Raw genomic sequence first — 18,944 nt, forward strand, 5'->3', positions numbered from 1 at the left:
GGGGCCCGAACTGACGGCATGGTGACTTCAGTCCGGGGCCGGTGAGCTGGCGAAATATTCGAGCTGCGGGCGGCGAACCCCACCCTCGCCGCCCGCAGCCCGTAGCCGACCCGCCGCCGCCCAACACGACGACCAGCCGGCTCCGCAATCCTGATCAGCGTCACGACTTGCTGACGACGCCCCCTGCGGCGGCGCAGAATAGCCAATCACTAACCAGGACAAGTAAATTGGAGCAAGAACTTCCGTGAATATATTGAGTGTGACACCGGGCTGTCCAGTCGAGGACAGCGTCGCAGGTCAGATGGCGCTCACTGACCCGGACAGCGGCGCGTGAGGGCGGCCTTCCCATGATTGCCAGGGGTGAATCCGGACTCACCCGCCCGGCGTGACCGAAAATACGGATTCACTGTCCGGCGATGTCTGCAGGACCAGCGGGAATACGCCCTACCGTTGCTGGTATGCAGCGAGAGCCCTCCATTCTGATCATCGGTGCCGGATTCGCCGGGCTGGGCATGGCGCTGGAACTGCAACGCCACGGCCTGACCAGCTTCACCATCCTGGAGAAGGCCGCCGACCTCGGCGGCGTCTGGCGCGAGAACACCTACCCGGGCGCCGCCTGCGATGTGCCCTCGCCGCTGTACTCGTGGTCGTTCGAGCCGAAATCCGATTGGCCACGCCGGTTCTCGCAGCAGGCCGACATCCACGCGTACATGCGCACCGTCGCCGAGAAGCACGACCTGCCCGCCAAGATCGAGTTCGGCGCCGAGGTGGTGGACGCCGAATTCGACGAGCAGGGCGGCCGGTGGCGGGTCCGCACCGCCGACGGCGTCACCCGCCTCGCCGACGTCCTCATCCCCGCCGTCGGGCAGCTCTCCCGCCCCGCGATGCCGAACCTCCCCGGCATCGACACCTTCACCGGCGCGGCCTTCCACTCCGCCGAGTGGGAGCACTCGGTCGATCTGACCGGCAAGCGGGTGGCGTGCATCGGCACGGGAGCCAGTGCCATCCAATACATTCCGGCCATCCAGCCGAAGGTCGAACACCTCACGCTGTTCCAGCGCTCGGCCGCCTGGGTATTGCCGAAGTTCGACACCGAGTACACCCCGCTGCACCACGCGCTGTTCAAGTACGTGCCCGGGACGCGGCTGGCCGAGCGATTCGCCATCTGGACCTTCTTCGAGGTGATGGCGTTGGCGCTCACCGACATTCCCGCCATCAAGCATCCGGTGATCGCCATCGCGGACCGGCATCGCAATCAGCAGGTGCCCGATGAGGCGCTGCGCGCCAAGCTGACTCCGGACTACGCCGCCGGCTGCAAGCGCGGCCTGTTCTCCAACGAGTACTTCCCCGCACTGACCCAGGACAATGTCACCGTCGAGACCACCGCCATCGAAGCGGTGACGCCCAACGGAATTCGCACCGCCGACGGCGTCGAGCATCCCGTCGACGTCATCGTCTACGGCACCGGCTTCAAGGGCACCGAGTTCCTCGCCCCCATGAATATCTATGGCCTGCAAGGCCGCAAGCTCGCCGACGAATGGTCCCCCGAGGGCGCCCGCGCCTTCCTCGGCATGTCGATCCCCGGCTTCCCCAACCTGTTCATGATGTACGGCCCGAACACCAACGTCGGCTCCGGCTCCATCATCTACATGCTGGAGTCCCAGGCCCGCTACATCCGCCAGGTCATCGACTACCTCTCCGCCCGCCCCGGCCACGTCCTCTCGCCCCGCCCCGACGCCGAGAAGTCCTGGGACGACTGGCTGCAGCGCCGCCTGAAGGACACCCCCTGGAACTTCTGCTCCAGCTGGTACCGCAACGCCTCCGGCCGCATCACCAACAACTGGCCCGGCGCCACCCTCCTCTTCCGCTGGAAGACAAGCAGATTCGCACCGTCGGACTACGACGAGAGCCGACCCGCGGGCCGCTAGCGACTCCGGCCGGGCTCGCCGCGCCCACCACCCGCCGATCACCCGACTCCACCACCCCGACCACGAATGCGGCCCCCGGCCCCCCGACCAGGTAGACTCCCCGACGTCCCGGCCGGGCCCCCGCCCGGCACGTCCAGCCCTCGTAGCTCAGGGGATAGAGCACCGCTCTCCTAAAGCGGGTGTCGCAGGTTCGAATCCTGCCGAGGGCACATTTACCCAGGTCAGGGCGTCGAGCTCGGCCGGCCGCCGCGCCGGGGCGGGAAGCCGGAGCCGCCCGATACGGTCAGCTCGGTCCGGTCCGGGCGACCTGCCAGGCCGCCCGGACCGGGTAAAAGCGCCGGCCGTGAAGTCACGGCAACCCCGTCAACAGTTGCTGGGCGCCGGCTCGCCGCGAACCCGGCCGTTGAGCCACGCCAGTACCTCGGGGGCGCCCAGCACCGCTCCCGACAGATGCTCGGGTGCGGGAACGCGCAGCGTCTGCACCGGAACGCCGGCCGCGCACCAGCGGTGGTCGGTGTTGTCGATCGCCTCGACCGGAATCAGCGGGTCGTCAGGTGAATGCCATTCGAACACCGGTGTTTCCGGCACTTCGCCGAAGAGTTCCAGGCTGTTCTCCGCCAGCACCGACTGGCCTTCACGGACGTCGAAGCCCGCGGGATCGGACATGTATGCCCGCGCGCTGCCGCCGACGCCCTCGGCGAGGATCTGATTGGTGCAGTCATTGGCCATGGCATTGCGGAGGGCCAAGCCATTCTGGTTGAGGTACGAGCTGATCGGCAGCTCGTTCGGATATTCGCGCTCGAGGCCGATCGCCGCCGCCATGGCCAGCCCGAAGGCCGGGTGCGGGTCGTAGCCCAGCGCCTGCACCATCGTCAGCAGGTTCATCGGGGCACCGCCGATGGCCGCACCCGCGAGTCTCAGCTCCGGCGCGTACGACGGCTGGAGCGCAGCCGCCGCCCCGGTGGCCATGCCGCCGCCGGAGTAGCCGGCCAGCACGACCGGACTGTGCTGGGCGGCGAGTGCCGGCAGCTGTTTCACCGCTCGGACGCCGTCCAGAACGATCCGGCCACCCAGACGTGCCGCCCCGAACGCGACGTACGGACCGAGATGATCCGGCAGCGCTATGCTCCAGCCCTGCGCCAGCGCCATATTCAGAATCGATGCCGTCGTCAGGAGATTCGGATCGTTGGAGTACAGCAGATGTGACACCGCGCAGCTGGTGCCGAGCGCGTTGATGAAGTGCTGATACGACATCAACGGAGCGTCGGGCTGGTGACCGGCCGGGGTAAGGATCGTGGTGGTCGCCGCGATCGGCTCACCGTGGGAGTTGGTGGACCGGAATTGCACCAATGTAACGGTGACGCCGGGAAATATGGCCACCGGCGGCATTGTCTGCGTGCGGAGCACATCACCGGGCTGGTGTGCCGCCAGATCCGCAGGGGCAGCGTAGAACGGATCCGGATCGGGTACCGGATATATCGGATCCGCCGCAGCCGTCGTCGTCATCGACAACCCGAGAACCACACCACCGAGCGCAGCCACAACTTTCACCGACCCGCTGCGAAGGAAAACAGGAAACCGACCAAGCACGTGTCTGACCTCCATGAATAGTTCACGTTGTTAGACAAGCCAGTCCGAATTCTGAGGCGACTCTATCGGCAAACTTCCAGCTACACATCAAAACGCACGAATCACCCAACAGTCATCCCCGAGACCGGGACTCACCTGTTGGTCCACCCGACGCCGGCCACCCGATCAACGAGCCCTCGCGCCTGCGCAACCCGAGGATTCCCAATCTCGCAGGGGCGCACAGGTCATTCATAGACATCTCCGAATTGGCAATGCCGACACGGCGGGCAATCCCATAACGACACGCGGTGGGCCAACGTGAGTTCGGCGTTTCTTCCACTGATTCACAAAAAACCGATAGCCCTGCGTATAGCCTCAACACCCGATTCGAGATGCCCTGGGTCCCTCACTCGCAGGAAGGATCGATAAAGTGCGGAGGCGACTGCTTGGATTGGCCGCAGCTTTGACAGGAACCCTCATGATGGTTGGCGGAGGCGCCACGAACTCGGCGCTGCTCGCCAGAGCGGAACCTGTCGCGGCGGCGGGCGACGATTTCTACCTGCCGCCGCCGCTACCACCCACACCGGGAGCCATCGTGCGCGCCGAACCGGCACAGGTGGCCTTCTCCGCACCCGGAATGCCCGGCGTCGTTCCGGCCGCCGCGACGCGAATGATGTACGTCAGCAGTGACACCCACGATGCGCCGACGGCGGTCGTCGGCACGCTCCTGCAGCCGAGCGTGCCGTGGACCGGCCCCGGCGAGCGCCCGCTGATCGCGTACGCGGGCGGCACCAAGGGCCAGGGTGATCAGTGCGCGCCATCGAAATTGATGACGCAGGTGGTGGGATACCAGCCCCCCGCGGACATCACGTTCGAATACGACCTGCTGGCACTGTATTCGCTGCTCGCCCGGGGAATGACGGTGGTGGTGACCGACTACCACGGCCTCGGCACCCCCGACGTGCACGACTACCTCAACCGCAAGTCACAGGCCTACGCGCTGCTGGACGCGGCGCGCGCCGCACTGCAATTGCCCGGCACCGGCCTCAATCCCGGCACGCCCGTCGCTCTCTACGGATACTCGCAGGGCGGTATGGCCTCCGCGGGCGCGGCCGAACTGCAGCCGAGCTACGCTCCGGAGCTGAATGTACGCGGCGCCTATGTGGGTGGTCCGGTGGTCGACGACGAATACTTCATCGGATACAACGACGGACGGCCTTCCATCGCACCGGCTTTCGCCTGGATTCTCAATGGCATCGCCGCCGACTACCCGGAAACTCGCCCGATACTCGACGCCGAGCTCAATGACACCGGTAAGGCGATCCTGAGCGACGCGCTGGGCAAATGCGCCGTCCCGGCCAGCCTGGCCCAGCTCCATCCGCGTACCTCCGAATGGACCACCAGCGGCGAACCGCTCACCGCGGTCATCGATCGGAACCCCGAGCTGAAATCGGCCTTCGACGAACAGCGCATCGGCACGCTCACTCCGTCGGTGCCCGTGCTCACCGCCTCGGCCATGAACGACGAGGGTGCGCCCTACGTGCCGGTGCGGGAGATGGCGGCCGGTTGGTGCGGTAGCGGCGTGCCGGTCGAATTGGATCCGAACGCGCAGATTCCGACCGTTTCGGGTCTGGTGGGAACCCATGTGCTGGCGTTCTTTCCGTCGCTGGCGGACTCGCAGCAGTGGCTGACCGATCGGCTCGCCGGCTGGCCTGCTCCCAACAACTGCGGGGCCCTGCCCTGACCCGCTGACGTTCGGTCGATGATGCCCGGCAGCCGGGATCGGTCCTCGCACCGATCCCGGCTGCCGGGCATCCTGCATGGAGCTCGCTGTGCGTCACCGGGTATGAGGTCGAATTGCCCGGTCAGTCACCATTTTTGGCAATTAATCTAGCGCAGCGGCGAAAAGCGACTAGTCTAAATCGACGGGTTTGAGCCAAAAGATTTCGGCCGTCGGCACTCGCGATCGAGTGCCGCTGTTGGATCAAAGAGGCACCTATGTCGATTTTCCAGGACTCGAAGGCACGCGACCCCAAGCGATACCTCTGGATTCTGGGGTTGATCGCTCCTTCGTGCGCTGTACTTCCCTCACAATTGGTAGCCCGTACCGGGCTCCCAATATTCTGGTGGATCGGTCCGGTGTTCGTGCTGGTACTGATCCCACTGCTGGATCTTTCCGTGGGGGATGACGGGAGCAACCCCCGCGAGGAAGACTACGAGGCATTATCCGAAGACCGGTTCTATCGGTGGTGTACGTACCTCTTTCTGCCGCTACAGCTCATCGGGCTGCTCATCGCTGGCTATCTGTGGGCAAGTCGCGAGCTGAGCGTATCCGACAAGCTCGGCCTGGCCGTCACGCTCGGATTCGTGTCGGGTATCGGAATCAATGCCGCCCATGAACTCGGGCACCGGGCCGAACACCTGGAACGCTGGCTGGCGAAGGTCGCTCTGGCACAGTCGGGTTACGGGCATTTCTTCGTCGAACACAATCGGGGTCATCATGTGCGGGTGGCGACGCCCGAGGATCCGGCCAGCGCCCGATTCGGCGAGTCACTGTGGGAGTTCCTGCCGCGCAGTGCGGTGGGCGGCTTCCGCTCGGCGCTGGCCTTGGAGCGAGAACGCCTGTCTCGCAAGGAAAAGCGCTGGTTCAGCTGGCACAACCAGCTGTTGCAAGCCTGGTCGATGAGTGTCGCGTTGTGGGGCACCATGATCCTGGCCTTCGGCCTCGGGGTGATTCCGTTTCTGATGGTGCAGGCGGTGCTGGGTGCGGGGCTGCTGGAAACGGTGAATTACATCGAGCACTACGGACTGCTGCGCCAGCGCCGCGCCAACGGCAACTACGAGCGTTGCTCCCCGCGCGACAGCTGGAACAGCGACCGTCTGGTCACGAACGTATTCCTGTTCCACCTGCAGCGCCACAGCGACCACCACGCCAATCCCGGTCGCCGCTACCAGACCTTGCGCAGCTCGCAAACGGCACCGCAGCTCCCGGCCGGTTACGCCACCCTGATCCTGCTCGCCGCCATTCCCCCGCTGTGGCGTGCCGTCATGGACCGCCGCGTCCTGGCCCATTACGGCGGCGACCTCTCACTCGTGAACACCAAACCAGCAACCAAGCGCCGCTTCGTGGGACCCGTACGCCTGCATCGAATATCGACGACCGACAGGAGTTGATCGCGAGGAGACATCGTGGCCGGATGGCTCAGGGCCATCCAGCTGTTGTCCCGCACCGGTTTTCGCGCCGGCAGGTCACATCGGGTATACCGGGTGCTTGCGGGGGTTGAACTCCGGCTTGACCGGCTTCTTGTCGCGGAGCAGGCGGAGGGCCTGGCGGATTTCCAGGCGGGTGCGGGACGGTTCGATGACGGCGTCGATGTAGCCGCGTTCGGCGGCGACCCAGGGGGTGGCGACCGTCTCGTTGTACTGGTTGATCATGAATTCGCGGGCCGCGGCGCGATGTTCCTCCGGCATCGCGGCCAACTGGCGCTTGCCGAGGAGGTCGACCGCGCTTTCGGCGCCGATCACCGCGATACGGGCTGTGGGCCAGGCGAAACTGACGTCCGCGCCGACCTGCCGGGCGGCCATCATGCCGTATGCGCCACCGTAGGACTTGCGTACCACCAGGTTGATGATCGGCACCGTCGCCTCGATGATGGCGCGCGGGACACGGCCGCCGCGGATGATGACGCCGTTGGCCTCCTCCGCCAGGCCCGGCAGCACGCCGGGGGTGTCGGCGACGAACACGAGCGGGATGTTGAAGGCGTCGCAGAGCCGGATGAAGTAGGTCGACTTGTCCGAGCAGGCGGCGTCGATGGAACCGCCCAGCACCAGTGGCTGATTGGCGATCACGCCGACCGGGTAGCCGTCGACGCGGGCGAAGCCGGTGATCAGGTTCGGCGCGAATGCGGCTCGGATCTCGTGGAACTCGCCGTCGTCGAAGATGCGCAGCAGGATCTCGTGCATGTCGTAACCGGCACGATCGGAATCCGGAATGATCGTGTCGAGTTCCCGGTCACTGGCCGTGATCTCCGGCTCCAGGCCGGGATTCACGATCGGCGGCTGCTCGACGCAACTCGTCGGCATGAAGCTCAGGTAGTTGCGGGCCCACTCGTAGGCCTCCTGCTCGGTCTCGGCCACGTGATGCAGGGTGCCGCGTTCGGCCTGCACCTTCGCGCCGCCGAGCTCCTCGGCGGTGACGTCCTCGCCGTTGACCGCCTTGATCACCTCCGGCCCGGTGACGAACATGTAGGAATCCTTGGTGCCGATGAGCACGTCGGTATTGATCGGCCCGTACACCGAGCCCGCGGCGCACTTGCCGAGAATGATCGACACCTGCGGCACGTAGCCGGACAGCTTCTCCAGCACCCGGGAGATATCACCGAACGAGGCGATGGAACCCACCGCGTCCTGGATCCGCGCACCGCCCGAATCGTTGATCGTCACCACCGGGCACGCGTTGTCGAACGCGAATTTCAGTGCGCGCATGAACTTCTGGGCGGACGTGACCCCGACCGACCCGCCGTACACGGTCTGATCGTGGGAGATCACCACAACCGGACGCCCCCCGATCAGCCCGCGACCGGTGACCAGCCCGTCGCCGTAGAGCGCGTCCGGTTGACCGGGCTGGCGAGCCAGTGCGCCGGTCTCGATGAACGTGCCGCGGTCGACCAGCATCTCCACCCGCTGCCGAACGCTCGGAATGCCTTTCGACGCCCGCTTGGCGATACCGGCCTCACCCGCCGGTTCCGCGGCCATCTCCAGGATCTTGGCCAGTTCATCGAGCTTCGCCCGCGTACCGATCACGCTTGTTGCCACCTTCCCAAACAAACTGTTGTGCCCCGCGCACGGTAAGCGGTGCCGGGACAGTACGGGTCACTGAAGCAGATAAACGTGATGAATCACAGTCCCGGCCAGCGGCCGTCAGCAGAACGGGATGCCCACGGAGCCGTTGAGGCTGGTGTGGAAGAGGATGCAGACCAGGTGGTTGGCGGCGGAGTAGGACCCGCTGGAGGAGCCGGTGGTGGTGTCCACGGGCTGGGCCTGCGCCGGCGCATCGGCCTGGGCAGGGGCCGCCAGCGCGCCGGCGGGGGTGAGGAGCGCCGCGGTGACGGCGAACGCGGCGAGGGTCTTCTTCGAATTCATCTGCGGCTCCATCGTTCTCGATCTTGGCGGGAGCAAGTATCGAATCCGGGCCGCAGCCACCGACAGCCCCTACAGTTGGGGTCGCCGACGCCGAGGGCAAAGCAAGTGAAGGATGAATAGCCGAAATTGAGGATCGGCCTGGACCCGCCCGGGGATTGCACACCGATTACCCGCTCATTGCACCATCACCCTTGCAGACACGCGCACCCGCTGCTCTACTAAGTGAATTCTCGATAGTGCAATCTCTGAGAGGTGAGACATGGGAAGTCGCGTGTTGGTGGCGGGCGTCGGGATGATCCCGTTCACCACGCCCAGCCGGACGCAGACCTACGACGTCATGGGCGAGCAGGCGGTGCGGGCCGCGTTGACCGACGCGGGCATCGAGTACGCGACGGTGCAGCAGGCGTATGCGGGGTGGGTGTACGGAGATTCGACGTCGGGGCAGGCGGCGCTCTACCGCGTGGGCGCCACCGGCATTCCCGTGATCAATGTCAACAACAACTGCTCGACCGGGTCGTCGGCGCTGTTCCTGGCGCGCCAGGCGATCGAGCACGGCATCGCGGATGTGGTGCTGGCCCTGGGATTCGAGCAGATGCAGCGCGGCGCGCTCGCCGCTGCCTACACCGATCGGCCCAGCCCGTTCGACAGCTTCGACACCGTGGTCCACCGCCTCCAGGGCGAGGGCGACGCGCCCTTCGCGGCCCGGTACTTCGGCGGCGCGGGCCGCGAATACGCCGACCGCTACGGCATGGACCCGGCGGTGTTCGCGCGGATCGCGGTCAAGGCGCGCCGGCACGCGGCCGGCAATCCCAATGCGGTGTTCCGCGATCCGGTGACCGTCGAGGAGGTGCTGGCCTCCCCGCAGATCTACGGACCGCTCACCCGGCTGCAGTGCTGCCCGCCCACCTGCGGCGCGGCGGCCGCCGTCCTGGTCGGCGAAAACTACGCGCGCACACACGGTTTGCGCACCGACGTGGCGATCACCGCGCAGGCCATGGTCACCGACACCGCCTCGACCTTCGATGGCGACTCGATGCTGTCGATCGTCGGCTACGACATGTCCCGGGCCGCCGCCCAGCAGGTCTATCAGCAGGCCGGCGTGGATCCCCTCGACATTCCGGTCGTGGAACTGCACGACTGCTTCACCACCAACGAGCTGCTCAGCTACGAGGCGCTCGGCCTGACTCCGGAGGGCACCGCCGAGAAGTTCATCGCCGACGGCGACAACACCTACGGCGGGCGGGTGGTCACCAACCCGTCCGGCGGGCTGCTGTCCAAGGGACACCCGCTCGGCGCGACCGGCCTGGCGCAGTGCGCCGAACTGGTCTGGCAGCTGCGCGGCCGGGCCGCCGCCCGGCAGGTCGAGGGTGCGCGAATCGCCCTGCAGCACAACATCGGCCTGGGCGGGGCGGCCGTCGTGACCCTCTACCAGAAGGTGGACTGAGCATGGCCCTGGATCCCGGTGTGATCGGCACCGAGCTGCCACCGATCACCATGACCCTGGACGCGGGACGACTCCGGTTCTTCGCCAAGGCCATCGGCGAGACCAACCCGGTCTTCACCGACGAGCGCGCCGCCGCCGCTGCCGGGCACCGCGCCCTGCCCGCGCCGCCGACGTTCCTGTTCGCGATCGAGCTCGAGCAGCCGGACCCGTTCGGCTGGCTGGCCGGCCTGGGTGTCGATCTGCGCCGAATCCTGCACGGCGAGCAGCACTTCATCTACCACGCCACCGCCTATGCCGGGGACACGCTGACCGCGTCACCCCGCATCACCGACGTCTACAGCAAGAAGGGCGGCGCGCTCGACTTCCTCGTCCGGCAGACCGCCGTCACCAGGACCGACGGCAGCCTGCTCGCCGACCTGCGCTCGGTCCTCGTCGTCCGCAATCCGGGAGCCTCCCAATGACCACCGGCACCGCCGATATCACCGTGGGCAGCGAACTGCCGCCGCTGGCCGCCGGGCCCATCACCCGCACCACCCTGGCCCTCTTCGCGGGCGCTTCGGGCGATCACAACCCGATGCACATCGACACCGACGTGGCCCGCTCCGCCGGGCTCGGCGACGTCTTCGCCCACGGCATGCTGTCCATGGCCTACTTGGGGCGGCTGCTGACCGATTGGGTTGCGCCGGAAGCGATTCGCACCTACGGGGTGCGCTTCGGCGCGGTCACGCCGGTGCTGGCCGAACCGACCGCGACGGGGAAGGTCGTGGCCATCGAGGACGTCCGCGGCGAACGGCACGCCACCCTCGACATCGCCGTCACCCTGCCCGACGGCACCGTCACGCTCACCGGGACCGCGGTCGTCGCGCTCACCGGGTCCACCGTCACAACGCTCTGACTTCTCTCCTCCTCCGAAAGGTATTGCCCCATGGGAACTCTGGACAACAAGGTCGCCATCGTCTCCGGATCCGGGCGCGGCATCGGGCGCGAGATCGCCCTCAAGCTCGCCCGCGAGGGCGCGTCGGTTGTGGTGAACGACCTCGACGCCGAACCGGCCAAGGAGACCGTGGCCGCCATCGAGGCGACCGGCGGCCGGGCGGTCGCCTGCATCGGCTCGGTCACCGACGAGGACTTCGCCGAACGCTTCGTGACCACCGCCACCGGCAGCTTCGGCGGACTCGACATCATCGTCAACAACGCCGGATACACCTGGGATTCGGTGATCCAGAAGATGACCGACGAGCAGTGGGACGCCATCCTCGACGTCCACCTCAAGGCCCCCTTCCGGATTCTGCGCGCCGCCCAGCCGGTGATCGCCGGACTCGCCCGGCGGGCCGCCGCGGCCGGCACGCCGGTCCCGTGCCGCAAGGTCGTGAACATCTCCTCGCTGGCCGGCACGGGAGGCAATGCGGGACAGGCGAATTACGCCGCCGCCAAGGCCGGCATCAACGGACTCACCAGGACCCTGGCCAAGGAGTGGGGGCGCTACAACGTCACCGTGAACTCGGTCGCCTTCGGGCTCATCAAGACCCGGCTCACCGAGACGCCGGCCGGCGGCGACACCACCATCGACGTGCTGGGCCGGCAGCTGAAGGTGGGCGTCAACCCGGAGGTGCTGTCGACCATGGAACGGATGATCCCGCTGGGCCGGGCCGGAACACCCGCCGAGGCGGCCGGTGCGGTGTACCTGCTGTGCTGCCCGGACTCCGACTACGTCAGCGGCCAGACCCTGGTCTGCGGCGGCGGATACATCTTCTAGCCGCGGGCGTCCGCGGCCGATCGGGCCGGGTCGCCCGCTCCCTATAGTGAGGGCGGGCGACCCACCACCGGCGAGCGAGAAGGAGCGGCGACCATGAGCGACACCGCCGAGCACGTTGCCGCCCGCCCGGCCCGCGGCACCCGCCCCGCCAATCGCCGCGACCTCATCGTCGCCGCCGCGACCGAACTGTTCTATCGGCGCGGCTACGCCGATGTCGGCACCGGCGACATCGCCGACGCGGTCGCGGTCGGGCCGTCCGCGCTGTACCGGCACTTCCGCAACAAGAACGATCTGCTGCGCGCCGTGGTGGGCCAGCCCATCGCGATCGTCACCGAACTGCTCGACGCGGCGCGCGCCGAGCCGGACACCGATCTCGCCCGGACACTGGCCACCGCCATGCTGGATCAGCGCGCCATCGGCGTGCTGTGGCACCGGGAAGCGCGGCACCTCGACCCCGACGCGAGAACCGAACTCCGGCAGCGGGCGCGCGGCATCGGCGCACGGTTCGCCGATCTGCTGCGCACGCGGACACCGCGGCTCACGCCCGCTCAGGCCGAAATAATCGGCTGGGCAGCGCTTTCCACGGCGTCCAGCATCTCGTTCCACAACCTCGAACTGCCGCGTCAGCGTTTCGTGCAGGTGCTCACCGACATGGTCGACGCGGTCCTCACCGCCGACCTTCCCGTCCCGCGTCCCGCGACCGCGCCACCCGCCGGACCGTCGGCGGGATGGTCCCCCTCTCGGCGGATCGCCATTCTCACGGCGGCGACGAAACTCTTTGCCGAGCAAGGCTTTTCCGGTGTGGCGGTCGAGGACATCGGCGCGGCCGTCGGCATTGCCGGACCCAGCGTCTACAACCACTTCGACAGCAAGGCCGACATCCTGATCGCCGTTCTCGACCAGGGCAATCACGTCCTGCGGGCCGACATGTACCGCGATCTGACCCGCGCGACCGACGCCGCCGACGCACTCGACCGATTGCTCACCAGCTACACCGAATTCGCCTTCGAGCAAACCGGTCTGATCCGGCTGCTCACCTCCGACATCGATCAGCTCCCCGCCGCCGATCGGCACCGTATGCGCGGCGTGCAGCACGAGTACATCGCCGAATGGGTGCAGCTGGTGCGCCAGGTCCACCCCGGCCAGGACGAACTGGAAGCGCGGCTGCGAGTCCAGGCCGCCCTGAGCGTCATCAACGATCTCGCCGCCACCCCCCGCCTCCGAGCCGCCCCTGACACGCCCCGCCTGACCCGTCATCTGGCCGCCGCGCTGCTGGCTCCACCCAACGGCCGATAACCCTCGCCACCCCTCGTGAACAGGCATAACACCGTGTCAGAGGGCGTATCAGGTCGGTGTCAGGCCGGTATCAGGCCGGGTCGCGACAGTAGTCCACATGAACAGCACAGCAATCGCGGCCTCGGGGCTGCGGAAGGCTTACGGGGACAAGACGATCCTCGACGGCATTGATCTGAATATCGGTGCGGGAACGATCTTCTCGCTGCTCGGGCCGAACGGCGCGGGCAAGACCACGACGGTGAACGTGCTGACCACGCTGCTGACGGCGGACGGCGGGACGGCCCGGGTCGCCGGGCACGACATCGCCACCGAGACCAAGGCGGTGCGAGCGGCCATCGGGGTGACCGGTCAGTTCGCGGCGGTGGACGACCTGCTGACCGGCGAAGAGAACCTGCAGCTAATGGCCGATCTGCACCGGCTGCGGGGCTCGGCGCGCAAGCAGGTGGTCGACACGCTGCTGGAGCGCTTCGACCTCACCGACTCCGCGCGCAAGCAGGCGGCCACCTACTCCGGCGGCATGCGCCGCAAGCTGGACCTGGCGATGACGCTGGTCACCAAGCCGGACATCGTCTTCCTCGACGAGCCGACCACCGGACTCGACCCGCGCAGCCGGCGCACCATGTGGGAGATCGTGCGGGAGTTGACCTCCGACGGCGTGACCATCTTCCTCACCACCCAGTACCTCGAGGAGGCCGACCAGCTGGCCGACCGGATCGCGGTCCTCGACGGCGGCCGCATCGTCGCCGAAGGCACCCCGGACGAGCTCAAGCGCCGCGTCCCCGGCAGCTACCTCCAGCTGCGGTTCACCCACCTCACCGAACTGGAAGCAGCCGCGCGGATCCTGCCCGCCGCGACCATGGACAGCGAGGCGCTGACCCTGCAGGTGCCCGGCAACGGCGGCACCAAAACCCTGCGGGCCCTGCTGGATCGGCTCGCCGATCACGCGGTCGAGGCCGCGGAGGTCTCCATCCACACCCCTGATCTCGATGACGTTTTCCTTGCCCTGACCGGGCACGCCACCACGGAGGCCGACGCACAATGAGCACCATCGTTTCCACCGGCAGCACCCCGAACCGCACCGTCGCGACCGGCGCCCTGGCGGCGTCGCTGGGCGACTCGGCGATCATGTTGCGCCGCAACTTCAAACACATCGCCCGCAACCCGGTCGCGATCTTCAACGCCGCGCTGATGCCGGTGGTGATGCTGCTGATCTTCGTCTACGTGTTCGGCAGCGCCTTCAATGTCGGCGAGCACTACATCGACTACGCGACACCGGGCATGATCCTGCTGGCCATCAGCTACGGGCTCTCCGGCACCGCGGTCGCGGTGAGCTCGGACATGGCCAAGGGCGTCATCAACCGGTTCAAGGTCATGGACGTGTCCCGCGGCGCCGTGCTGACCGGGCACGTGGTGGCCACCATGCTCACCAATGTGGTCGCCATCGCGGCCGTGCTGGGAGTGGCGTTCGCCCTGGGCTTCCGGCCGCCGGCCACCGCGCTGGACTGGTTGGGCGCGCTCGGCATCGTCCTGGCCACCTCGTTCGGGGCGTCCTGGCTGACCGTCGCCCTGGGCATGGCCGCCAAGACCCCGGAGTCCGCGGGCATGTCCGTGGTGCCGCTGATCATGCTGCCCTTCGTGAGCAGCGCGATCGTCCCGGCCGACCAGATGGGCCAGGGCGTCCGGCAGTTCGCGCAGTACCAGCCCTTCACCCCGATCATCGAGTCCCTGCGCGGGTTCCTCACCGGGCACCCGTCGGGCGGCTACACCGCCGCGGCACTGGCCTGGTGCGCCGGGTTCGCGATCGTCGGATACCTGTGGTCCCGTGCCACTTTCACGAAGCGAGCGTGATCTCGGCCAGTTCATGCCAGACCGCCCGCGCCCCCTCCCCCGTCGCCTCGGTGAACTTCACGTCACCGAGGCGACTTCGCGCTGTCCGCTCGATCCGGGCCGCATCCGGGTGGGAATGATCCGACACGCCACGCACCGCGGTACTGGCCGCGAGCAGCCGCGCCGCCTGCTCGTCCTGCTCCGCCCGCAGCGCCAGATCCGCGAGACCGACCAGCACCTTGGCCAGCAGGGGCGCGTGCCCCGCCGCCGACGCCACCCGGAAGGCCGCGGCCCGATGGTCGCGGGCCTCGTCGAGACCGTCCGCCAGATAGCCGAGCAGATCGTGGATCACCGCACTCATGAACGGCTGCTCCGATTCTCCCGCCAGCAGGGTCTTCGCGACGCCGATCTGCCGGTGCGCCTCTTCGGGATCCGCGTTCCAGCGCGCCAATTCCGCTCGGGCCAGGGCCATTTCGGCCAGCGCGATCGGCCAGCCGGTCTGATCCGCGTATCGCTGGGCCTCGGCCATGGCGGCCGCGCTCGCCGCCGCGTCGCCCAGCAGCCAGTACAGCTGCGCCTGCCGTGACCGCATCCGGACCAGGTCCTCGATCGCGCCGACCTCGGCGACCACCGCGATCGCCTGCTCGAGATACTCACACGCACTGGCGAATTCGCCGCGCAGGGCGAGGCTGTCGGCCAGCTCGGTCAGCGCGAACGAGATCCCCCAGCGCTCACCGACGGCCCGGAACTCCGCCAGCGCCAGCTCCAGCTGTTCGTCGGCCTCCGGCCCGCCCTGGCCGAGCACGGTCCGCAACTTGCCCAGTTGCAGCCGGGCCAGCGCCCGCACCCACGGATCGTCGTCGCCGAGCAGCGCCTCGAAGGCGGGCAGGAACTGATCCGGCCCCTGCAGCATGCGTTCCAGCGCGACCACGAACGCCAGCGTCGGATGACCGGTCCGGCCGCCGCCGGTCCGATCGCCGCCGGCCCGGTAGGCCTGGTGGATCCATTCCTCCACGTGGTGTTCGTCATTCGGGCCGGAGGTCATGAAATGCACGACGAGCCCGTAGACCGTGGCCCGGGTCTCGTCGTCGGCTTCGCCGGGCGTCCGGGCGGCCGCGGTGACCAGCTCCATGCCCTCGGCCTTGTGCCCGCTCAGCCACCAGTACCAGCCGGCGGCCGCGGCCAGCCCCATGGCCGCGGTCGCGTCCTCCGCGGCGAGCGCACCGCGCATGGCGGCCGCGATATTGTCGTGCTCGGGCTCGAGGACGGCGAGCCATTCCAGCTGTTCGGCCCGGCGCAGATGCGGTTCCGCGGTCGCGGCCAGTCCGGTGAAATACGCCAGATGCGCGCGCCGCGCCGCGCCCGCCTCCCCCGCCTCCGCGAGCCGGTCGCGGGCGTACTGCTTGATCGTCTCGAGCATCCGGTAGCGCGGCCCGTCGTCGCCCGCGGTGAGCAGCAGCGATTTCTCGGTCAGCGCGGTCAGCAGCTCGAGCACCTCCCACTGTCCGACCGTCGCGGGCTGCCCCTCGGATTCGATGCTCGCACAGACCTGTTCGGCCGCCTCGAGGCTCGCACCGCCGGCGAACACCGAAAGCCGGCGCAGCACAGCCTGTTCGGCCTCGCTGAGCAGTTCCCAGCTCCAGTCCACGACCGCCCGCAGGGTCCGGTGCTGCGGTTGCGCGGTCCGGCTGCCTCCGGTCAGCAGCCGGAACCGATCGTCGAGACGGGTGGCGAGCTGCTCGAGGGACATGGTGCGCAGGCGGGCCGCGGCCAGTTCGATCGCCAGCGGGATCCCGTCGAGCGCACGGCACACGCGGGCCATGGTCGCCAGGGTGCGGGCATCGGCGCCGAGGTCCTGCCGCACCGCTCCGGCACGGTCGCGCAAGAGCTGGACGGCCGGGGAGGATTCGATCGCGCCCGGGTCCGCGTCCGCGGCGGGCAGCGCCAAAGGCTCGACCTGCCAGAGCGCCTCACCGGTGATGCCGAGCGGTTCGCGGCTGGTGGCCAGAATGCGCAACCGCTGGCACTCCCCGAGCAGGCGGTGGGCGAACGCGGCCGAGGACTCGATCACGTGCTCGCAGTTGTCCAGGATCAGCAGCATGTCGCGCTCGCGGATGGCCGCGATGAGGCGGTCCATGGGTTCCGCGTTCGCCCCGCCGCCCAGCAGCGCGTCCCGCAGCCCGAGCGCGGCCAGCGCCGCCTGCGCGAGGTCACCGCCCGCGCTCGCCGAAGACAGCTCCACCAGCCACGCGCCATCCGGCAGCCCGTCGAGCAGGGCGCGCCCGGTCTCCGTGGCCAGCCTGGTCTTTCCCGAACCGCCCGGTCCGGTCACCGTGGTGAGCCGATGGCGGGCGACGAGGGCGCGCACCGCGGCGACGTCGGCCTGCTTGCCGACGTATCGGGTCAATTCGGCGCGCAGGTTGGTCCGGCGGTCGTCCTCCCGCCCGCCCACCTCCCCACGTAGCAGGGCGACGTGCAGGGCGGACAACTCCGGCGAGGGATCCACACCCAGCTCGTCGGCGAGGGCCTCCCGGACCCGCTGGTACACGACCAGCGCCTCCGCGCCCCGGCCCGCGGCGGCGAGCGCCCGCATCAGCGACGCGGCGAGTCGTTCCCGCACGGGGTGCTGGGCCACCAGATCATTCAGTTCGGTGACCAGTTCCGCGCCCCGGCCGAGCCGGAGTTCCGCGTCGTACCGATCCTCGAGCGCACCGATGTGCAGTCCCTCGAGCCGGGCGATCACCGCCTCGAGGGCCGCGCCGTCCTGCGCCCCGATGTCCCGCATCGGCGCGCCGCGCCACAGTGCGAGGGCCTCGCGCAGCAGTTCGGCCTGGTGGACGTCGTCGCCGGCACGGGCCTGGTCGAGGAGCTGTTCGAACCGCACGGCGTCGATGTCGCCCGGCGCCACCGTCAGTCGGTAGCCGCCCGGCTGCACGTCGATCGACCCGTCCGGCAGTACCCGCCGCAATCGGGAAACCAAGGCCTGCAAGGCATTCGCCGCATCGGACGGCGGCTCCTCGCCCCAAATCCAGTCGACCAGCCGCGCTTTCGAGACCGCCCGGCCCGGTTCCAATGCGAGCGCGATCAGCAGCGACCGCAACCGGGCGCCCGGTACCTCCAGCAATCCGCCGTCGTCTGCCCGGATTTCGAGCGGCCCAAGCATTCCGATCTGCACCCGGACCATTCTGCCGTGCCCTGTCCAGCCGGGCCGAACAGTGTCAGCGGACGTGTCAGTGCGGCGTCAGGCCGCTGTCAGCCGGGCTCGCGAAAGTAGTCACATCAGCAGCACAGCCCCTCGAAGGAGAAACACCATGACCACGTTCCAGACCCCCGAAGCCATCACCGTCGCCGCCGACGTGGCCGCCGGAAACGTCACCGTCATCGCCTCGAACCGCACCGACACCGTCGTCGAGATCCGCCCGGCCGACGCGTCCAAGAAGGAGGACGTGCGCGCCGCCGAGCAGATCCGCGCCGAGTTCGCCGCGGGCACCCTGACCGTGCAGGCCCCCAAGGGCTGGCGGAAGTTCTCCCCGCTCGCGGGCCGCGGGTCGGTCGAGGTCACCGTCGAGGTGCCCGCAGGCTCCCGCCTGACCGGTTCGCTCGGCATGGGCAACCTGCTGGGCGCGGGCCCGCTCGGCGAGTGCGAGCTGGAGGTCTCCGCCGGTGACATCACCGTCGAGCGCCCGCTCGGCTCGGTCACCGCGAAGGTCGCGAAGGGCGACATCCGCATCGTCGAGGCCACCCGCGGCGTGATCGACGTGGAGACCTCCACCGGCGACCTGTCGATCGGCATCCACCCGGGCAGCGCCGCCCGGATGGAAACCAATGCGCAGAAGGGCACCATCCAGAACCAGCTGTACCCCGTCAGCCGGCCGCAGGACATCGTCGAGGTCCACGCCCGGAACTCCTACGGCAACATCACCATCGGGCACACCACCGCCGCCTGACCCGCATGGTTGTCCGCATTCCGGCTCGGGGCCGC

General features: G+C 68.4%; 15 protein-coding genes and 1 tRNA gene. 12 read left to right on the forward strand and 4 right to left on the reverse strand.

Annotation, left to right across the window (positions count from 1 at the left end; all coding sequences use genetic code 11):
• Positions 1–458 precede the first annotated feature (458 nt).
• On the forward strand, positions 459–1,928 hold the full coding sequence (locus tag ABZV44_RS01905; RefSeq protein WP_354830680.1) for an NAD(P)/FAD-dependent oxidoreductase: 1,470 nt from the start codon (positions 459–461) through the stop codon (positions 1,926–1,928).
• Between the two features lie 136 nt (positions 1,929–2,064).
• A tRNA-Arg gene (locus ABZV44_RS01910) sits at positions 2,065–2,137 on the forward strand.
• A 154-nt stretch (positions 2,138–2,291) separates the two neighbouring features.
• Here ABZV44_RS01910 and ABZV44_RS01915 read toward each other — a convergent pair.
• Positions 2,292–3,317: a lipase family protein gene (locus ABZV44_RS01915; RefSeq protein WP_354831606.1), complete on the reverse strand. Its 1,026-nt coding sequence runs from the start codon at positions 3,315–3,317 to the stop codon at positions 2,292–2,294.
• Positions 3,318–3,975: 658 nt separating this feature from the next.
• Here ABZV44_RS01915 and ABZV44_RS01920 point away from each other — a divergent pair.
• Both ABZV44_RS01920 and ABZV44_RS01925 read left to right on the forward strand, forming a co-directional pair.
• Positions 3,976–5,241 (forward strand): lipase family protein, encoded by a 1,266-nt coding sequence (locus ABZV44_RS01920; RefSeq protein WP_354830682.1) that lies wholly within the window; start codon positions 3,976–3,978, stop codon positions 5,239–5,241.
• A gap of 254 nt (positions 5,242–5,495) precedes the next feature.
• Positions 5,496–6,671 (forward strand): alkane 1-monooxygenase, encoded by a 1,176-nt coding sequence (locus ABZV44_RS01925; RefSeq protein WP_354830684.1) that lies wholly within the window; start codon positions 5,496–5,498, stop codon positions 6,669–6,671.
• Positions 6,672–6,746: 75 nt separating this feature from the next.
• On the opposite strand, the gene ABZV44_RS01930 is transcribed toward ABZV44_RS01925, so the two are convergent.
• Together ABZV44_RS01930 and ABZV44_RS01935 are read right to left on the reverse strand one after the other, a co-directional pair.
• Positions 6,747–8,300 (reverse strand): acyl-CoA carboxylase subunit beta, encoded by a 1,554-nt coding sequence (locus ABZV44_RS01930; RefSeq protein WP_354830687.1) that lies wholly within the window; start codon positions 8,298–8,300, stop codon positions 6,747–6,749.
• Between the two features lie 117 nt (positions 8,301–8,417).
• On the reverse strand, positions 8,418–8,639 hold the full coding sequence (locus ABZV44_RS01935) for a hypothetical protein (protein ID WP_354830690.1): 222 nt from the start codon (positions 8,637–8,639) through the stop codon (positions 8,418–8,420).
• 259 nt (positions 8,640–8,898) lie between these two features.
• Between ABZV44_RS01935 and ABZV44_RS01940 the strand changes: the two genes are divergently transcribed.
• From ABZV44_RS01940 to ABZV44_RS01970, 7 genes are all read left to right on the forward strand, one after another.
• Positions 8,899–10,083 (forward strand): lipid-transfer protein, encoded by a 1,185-nt coding sequence (locus tag ABZV44_RS01940; protein ID WP_354830692.1) that lies wholly within the window; start codon positions 8,899–8,901, stop codon positions 10,081–10,083.
• 2 nt (positions 10,084–10,085) lie between these two features.
• Entirely contained in the window at positions 10,086–10,544 is a 459-nt protein-coding gene (locus tag ABZV44_RS01945) for a MaoC family dehydratase N-terminal domain-containing protein (protein WP_354830693.1), read from the forward strand.
• The gene (locus tag ABZV44_RS01950; RefSeq protein ID WP_354830696.1) at positions 10,541–10,978 is read left to right on the forward strand and encodes a MaoC/PaaZ C-terminal domain-containing protein; all 438 of its coding nucleotides are present in this window, start codon (positions 10,541–10,543) and stop codon (positions 10,976–10,978) included. The genes ABZV44_RS01945 and ABZV44_RS01950 overlap by 4 nt, the downstream gene beginning before the upstream one ends.
• A gap of 30 nt (positions 10,979–11,008) precedes the next feature.
• Positions 11,009–11,839: an SDR family oxidoreductase gene (locus ABZV44_RS01955; RefSeq protein ID WP_354830699.1), complete on the forward strand. Its 831-nt coding sequence runs from the start codon at positions 11,009–11,011 to the stop codon at positions 11,837–11,839.
• A 93-nt stretch (positions 11,840–11,932) separates the two neighbouring features.
• A complete protein-coding gene (locus ABZV44_RS01960; protein ID WP_354830701.1) occupies positions 11,933–13,135 on the forward strand; it encodes a TetR/AcrR family transcriptional regulator in 1,203 nt (400 codons plus the stop codon).
• A 97-nt stretch (positions 13,136–13,232) separates the two neighbouring features.
• Positions 13,233–14,177 (forward strand): ATP-binding cassette domain-containing protein, encoded by a 945-nt coding sequence (locus ABZV44_RS01965; protein ID WP_354830704.1) that lies wholly within the window; start codon positions 13,233–13,235, stop codon positions 14,175–14,177.
• Positions 14,174–14,983 carry an ABC transporter permease gene (locus ABZV44_RS01970; RefSeq protein WP_354830707.1) on the forward strand — a complete coding sequence of 270 codons (810 nt, stop codon included), beginning with the start codon at positions 14,174–14,176 and terminating at the stop codon, positions 14,981–14,983. Before ABZV44_RS01965 ends, ABZV44_RS01970 begins: the two co-directional genes overlap by 4 nt.
• Here ABZV44_RS01970 and ABZV44_RS01975 read toward each other — a convergent pair.
• Positions 14,967–18,146 carry a BTAD domain-containing putative transcriptional regulator gene (locus tag ABZV44_RS01975; RefSeq protein ID WP_354830708.1) on the reverse strand — a complete coding sequence of 1,060 codons (3,180 nt, stop codon included), beginning with the start codon at positions 18,144–18,146 and terminating at the stop codon, positions 14,967–14,969. The two genes, ABZV44_RS01970 and ABZV44_RS01975, sit on opposite strands and share 17 nt — an antisense overlap.
• A gap of 127 nt (positions 18,147–18,273) precedes the next feature.
• Here ABZV44_RS01975 and ABZV44_RS01980 point away from each other — a divergent pair, with 127 nt between their 5' ends.
• A complete protein-coding gene (locus ABZV44_RS01980) occupies positions 18,274–18,909 on the forward strand; it encodes a DUF4097 family beta strand repeat-containing protein (protein ID WP_354830710.1) in 636 nt (211 codons plus the stop codon).
• The last annotated feature ends 35 nt before the right edge of the window (positions 18,910–18,944 follow it).

Source organism: Nocardia sp. NPDC004860, assembly GCF_040609015.1.
Lineage (GTDB): Bacteria > Actinomycetota > Actinomycetes > Mycobacteriales > Mycobacteriaceae > Nocardia.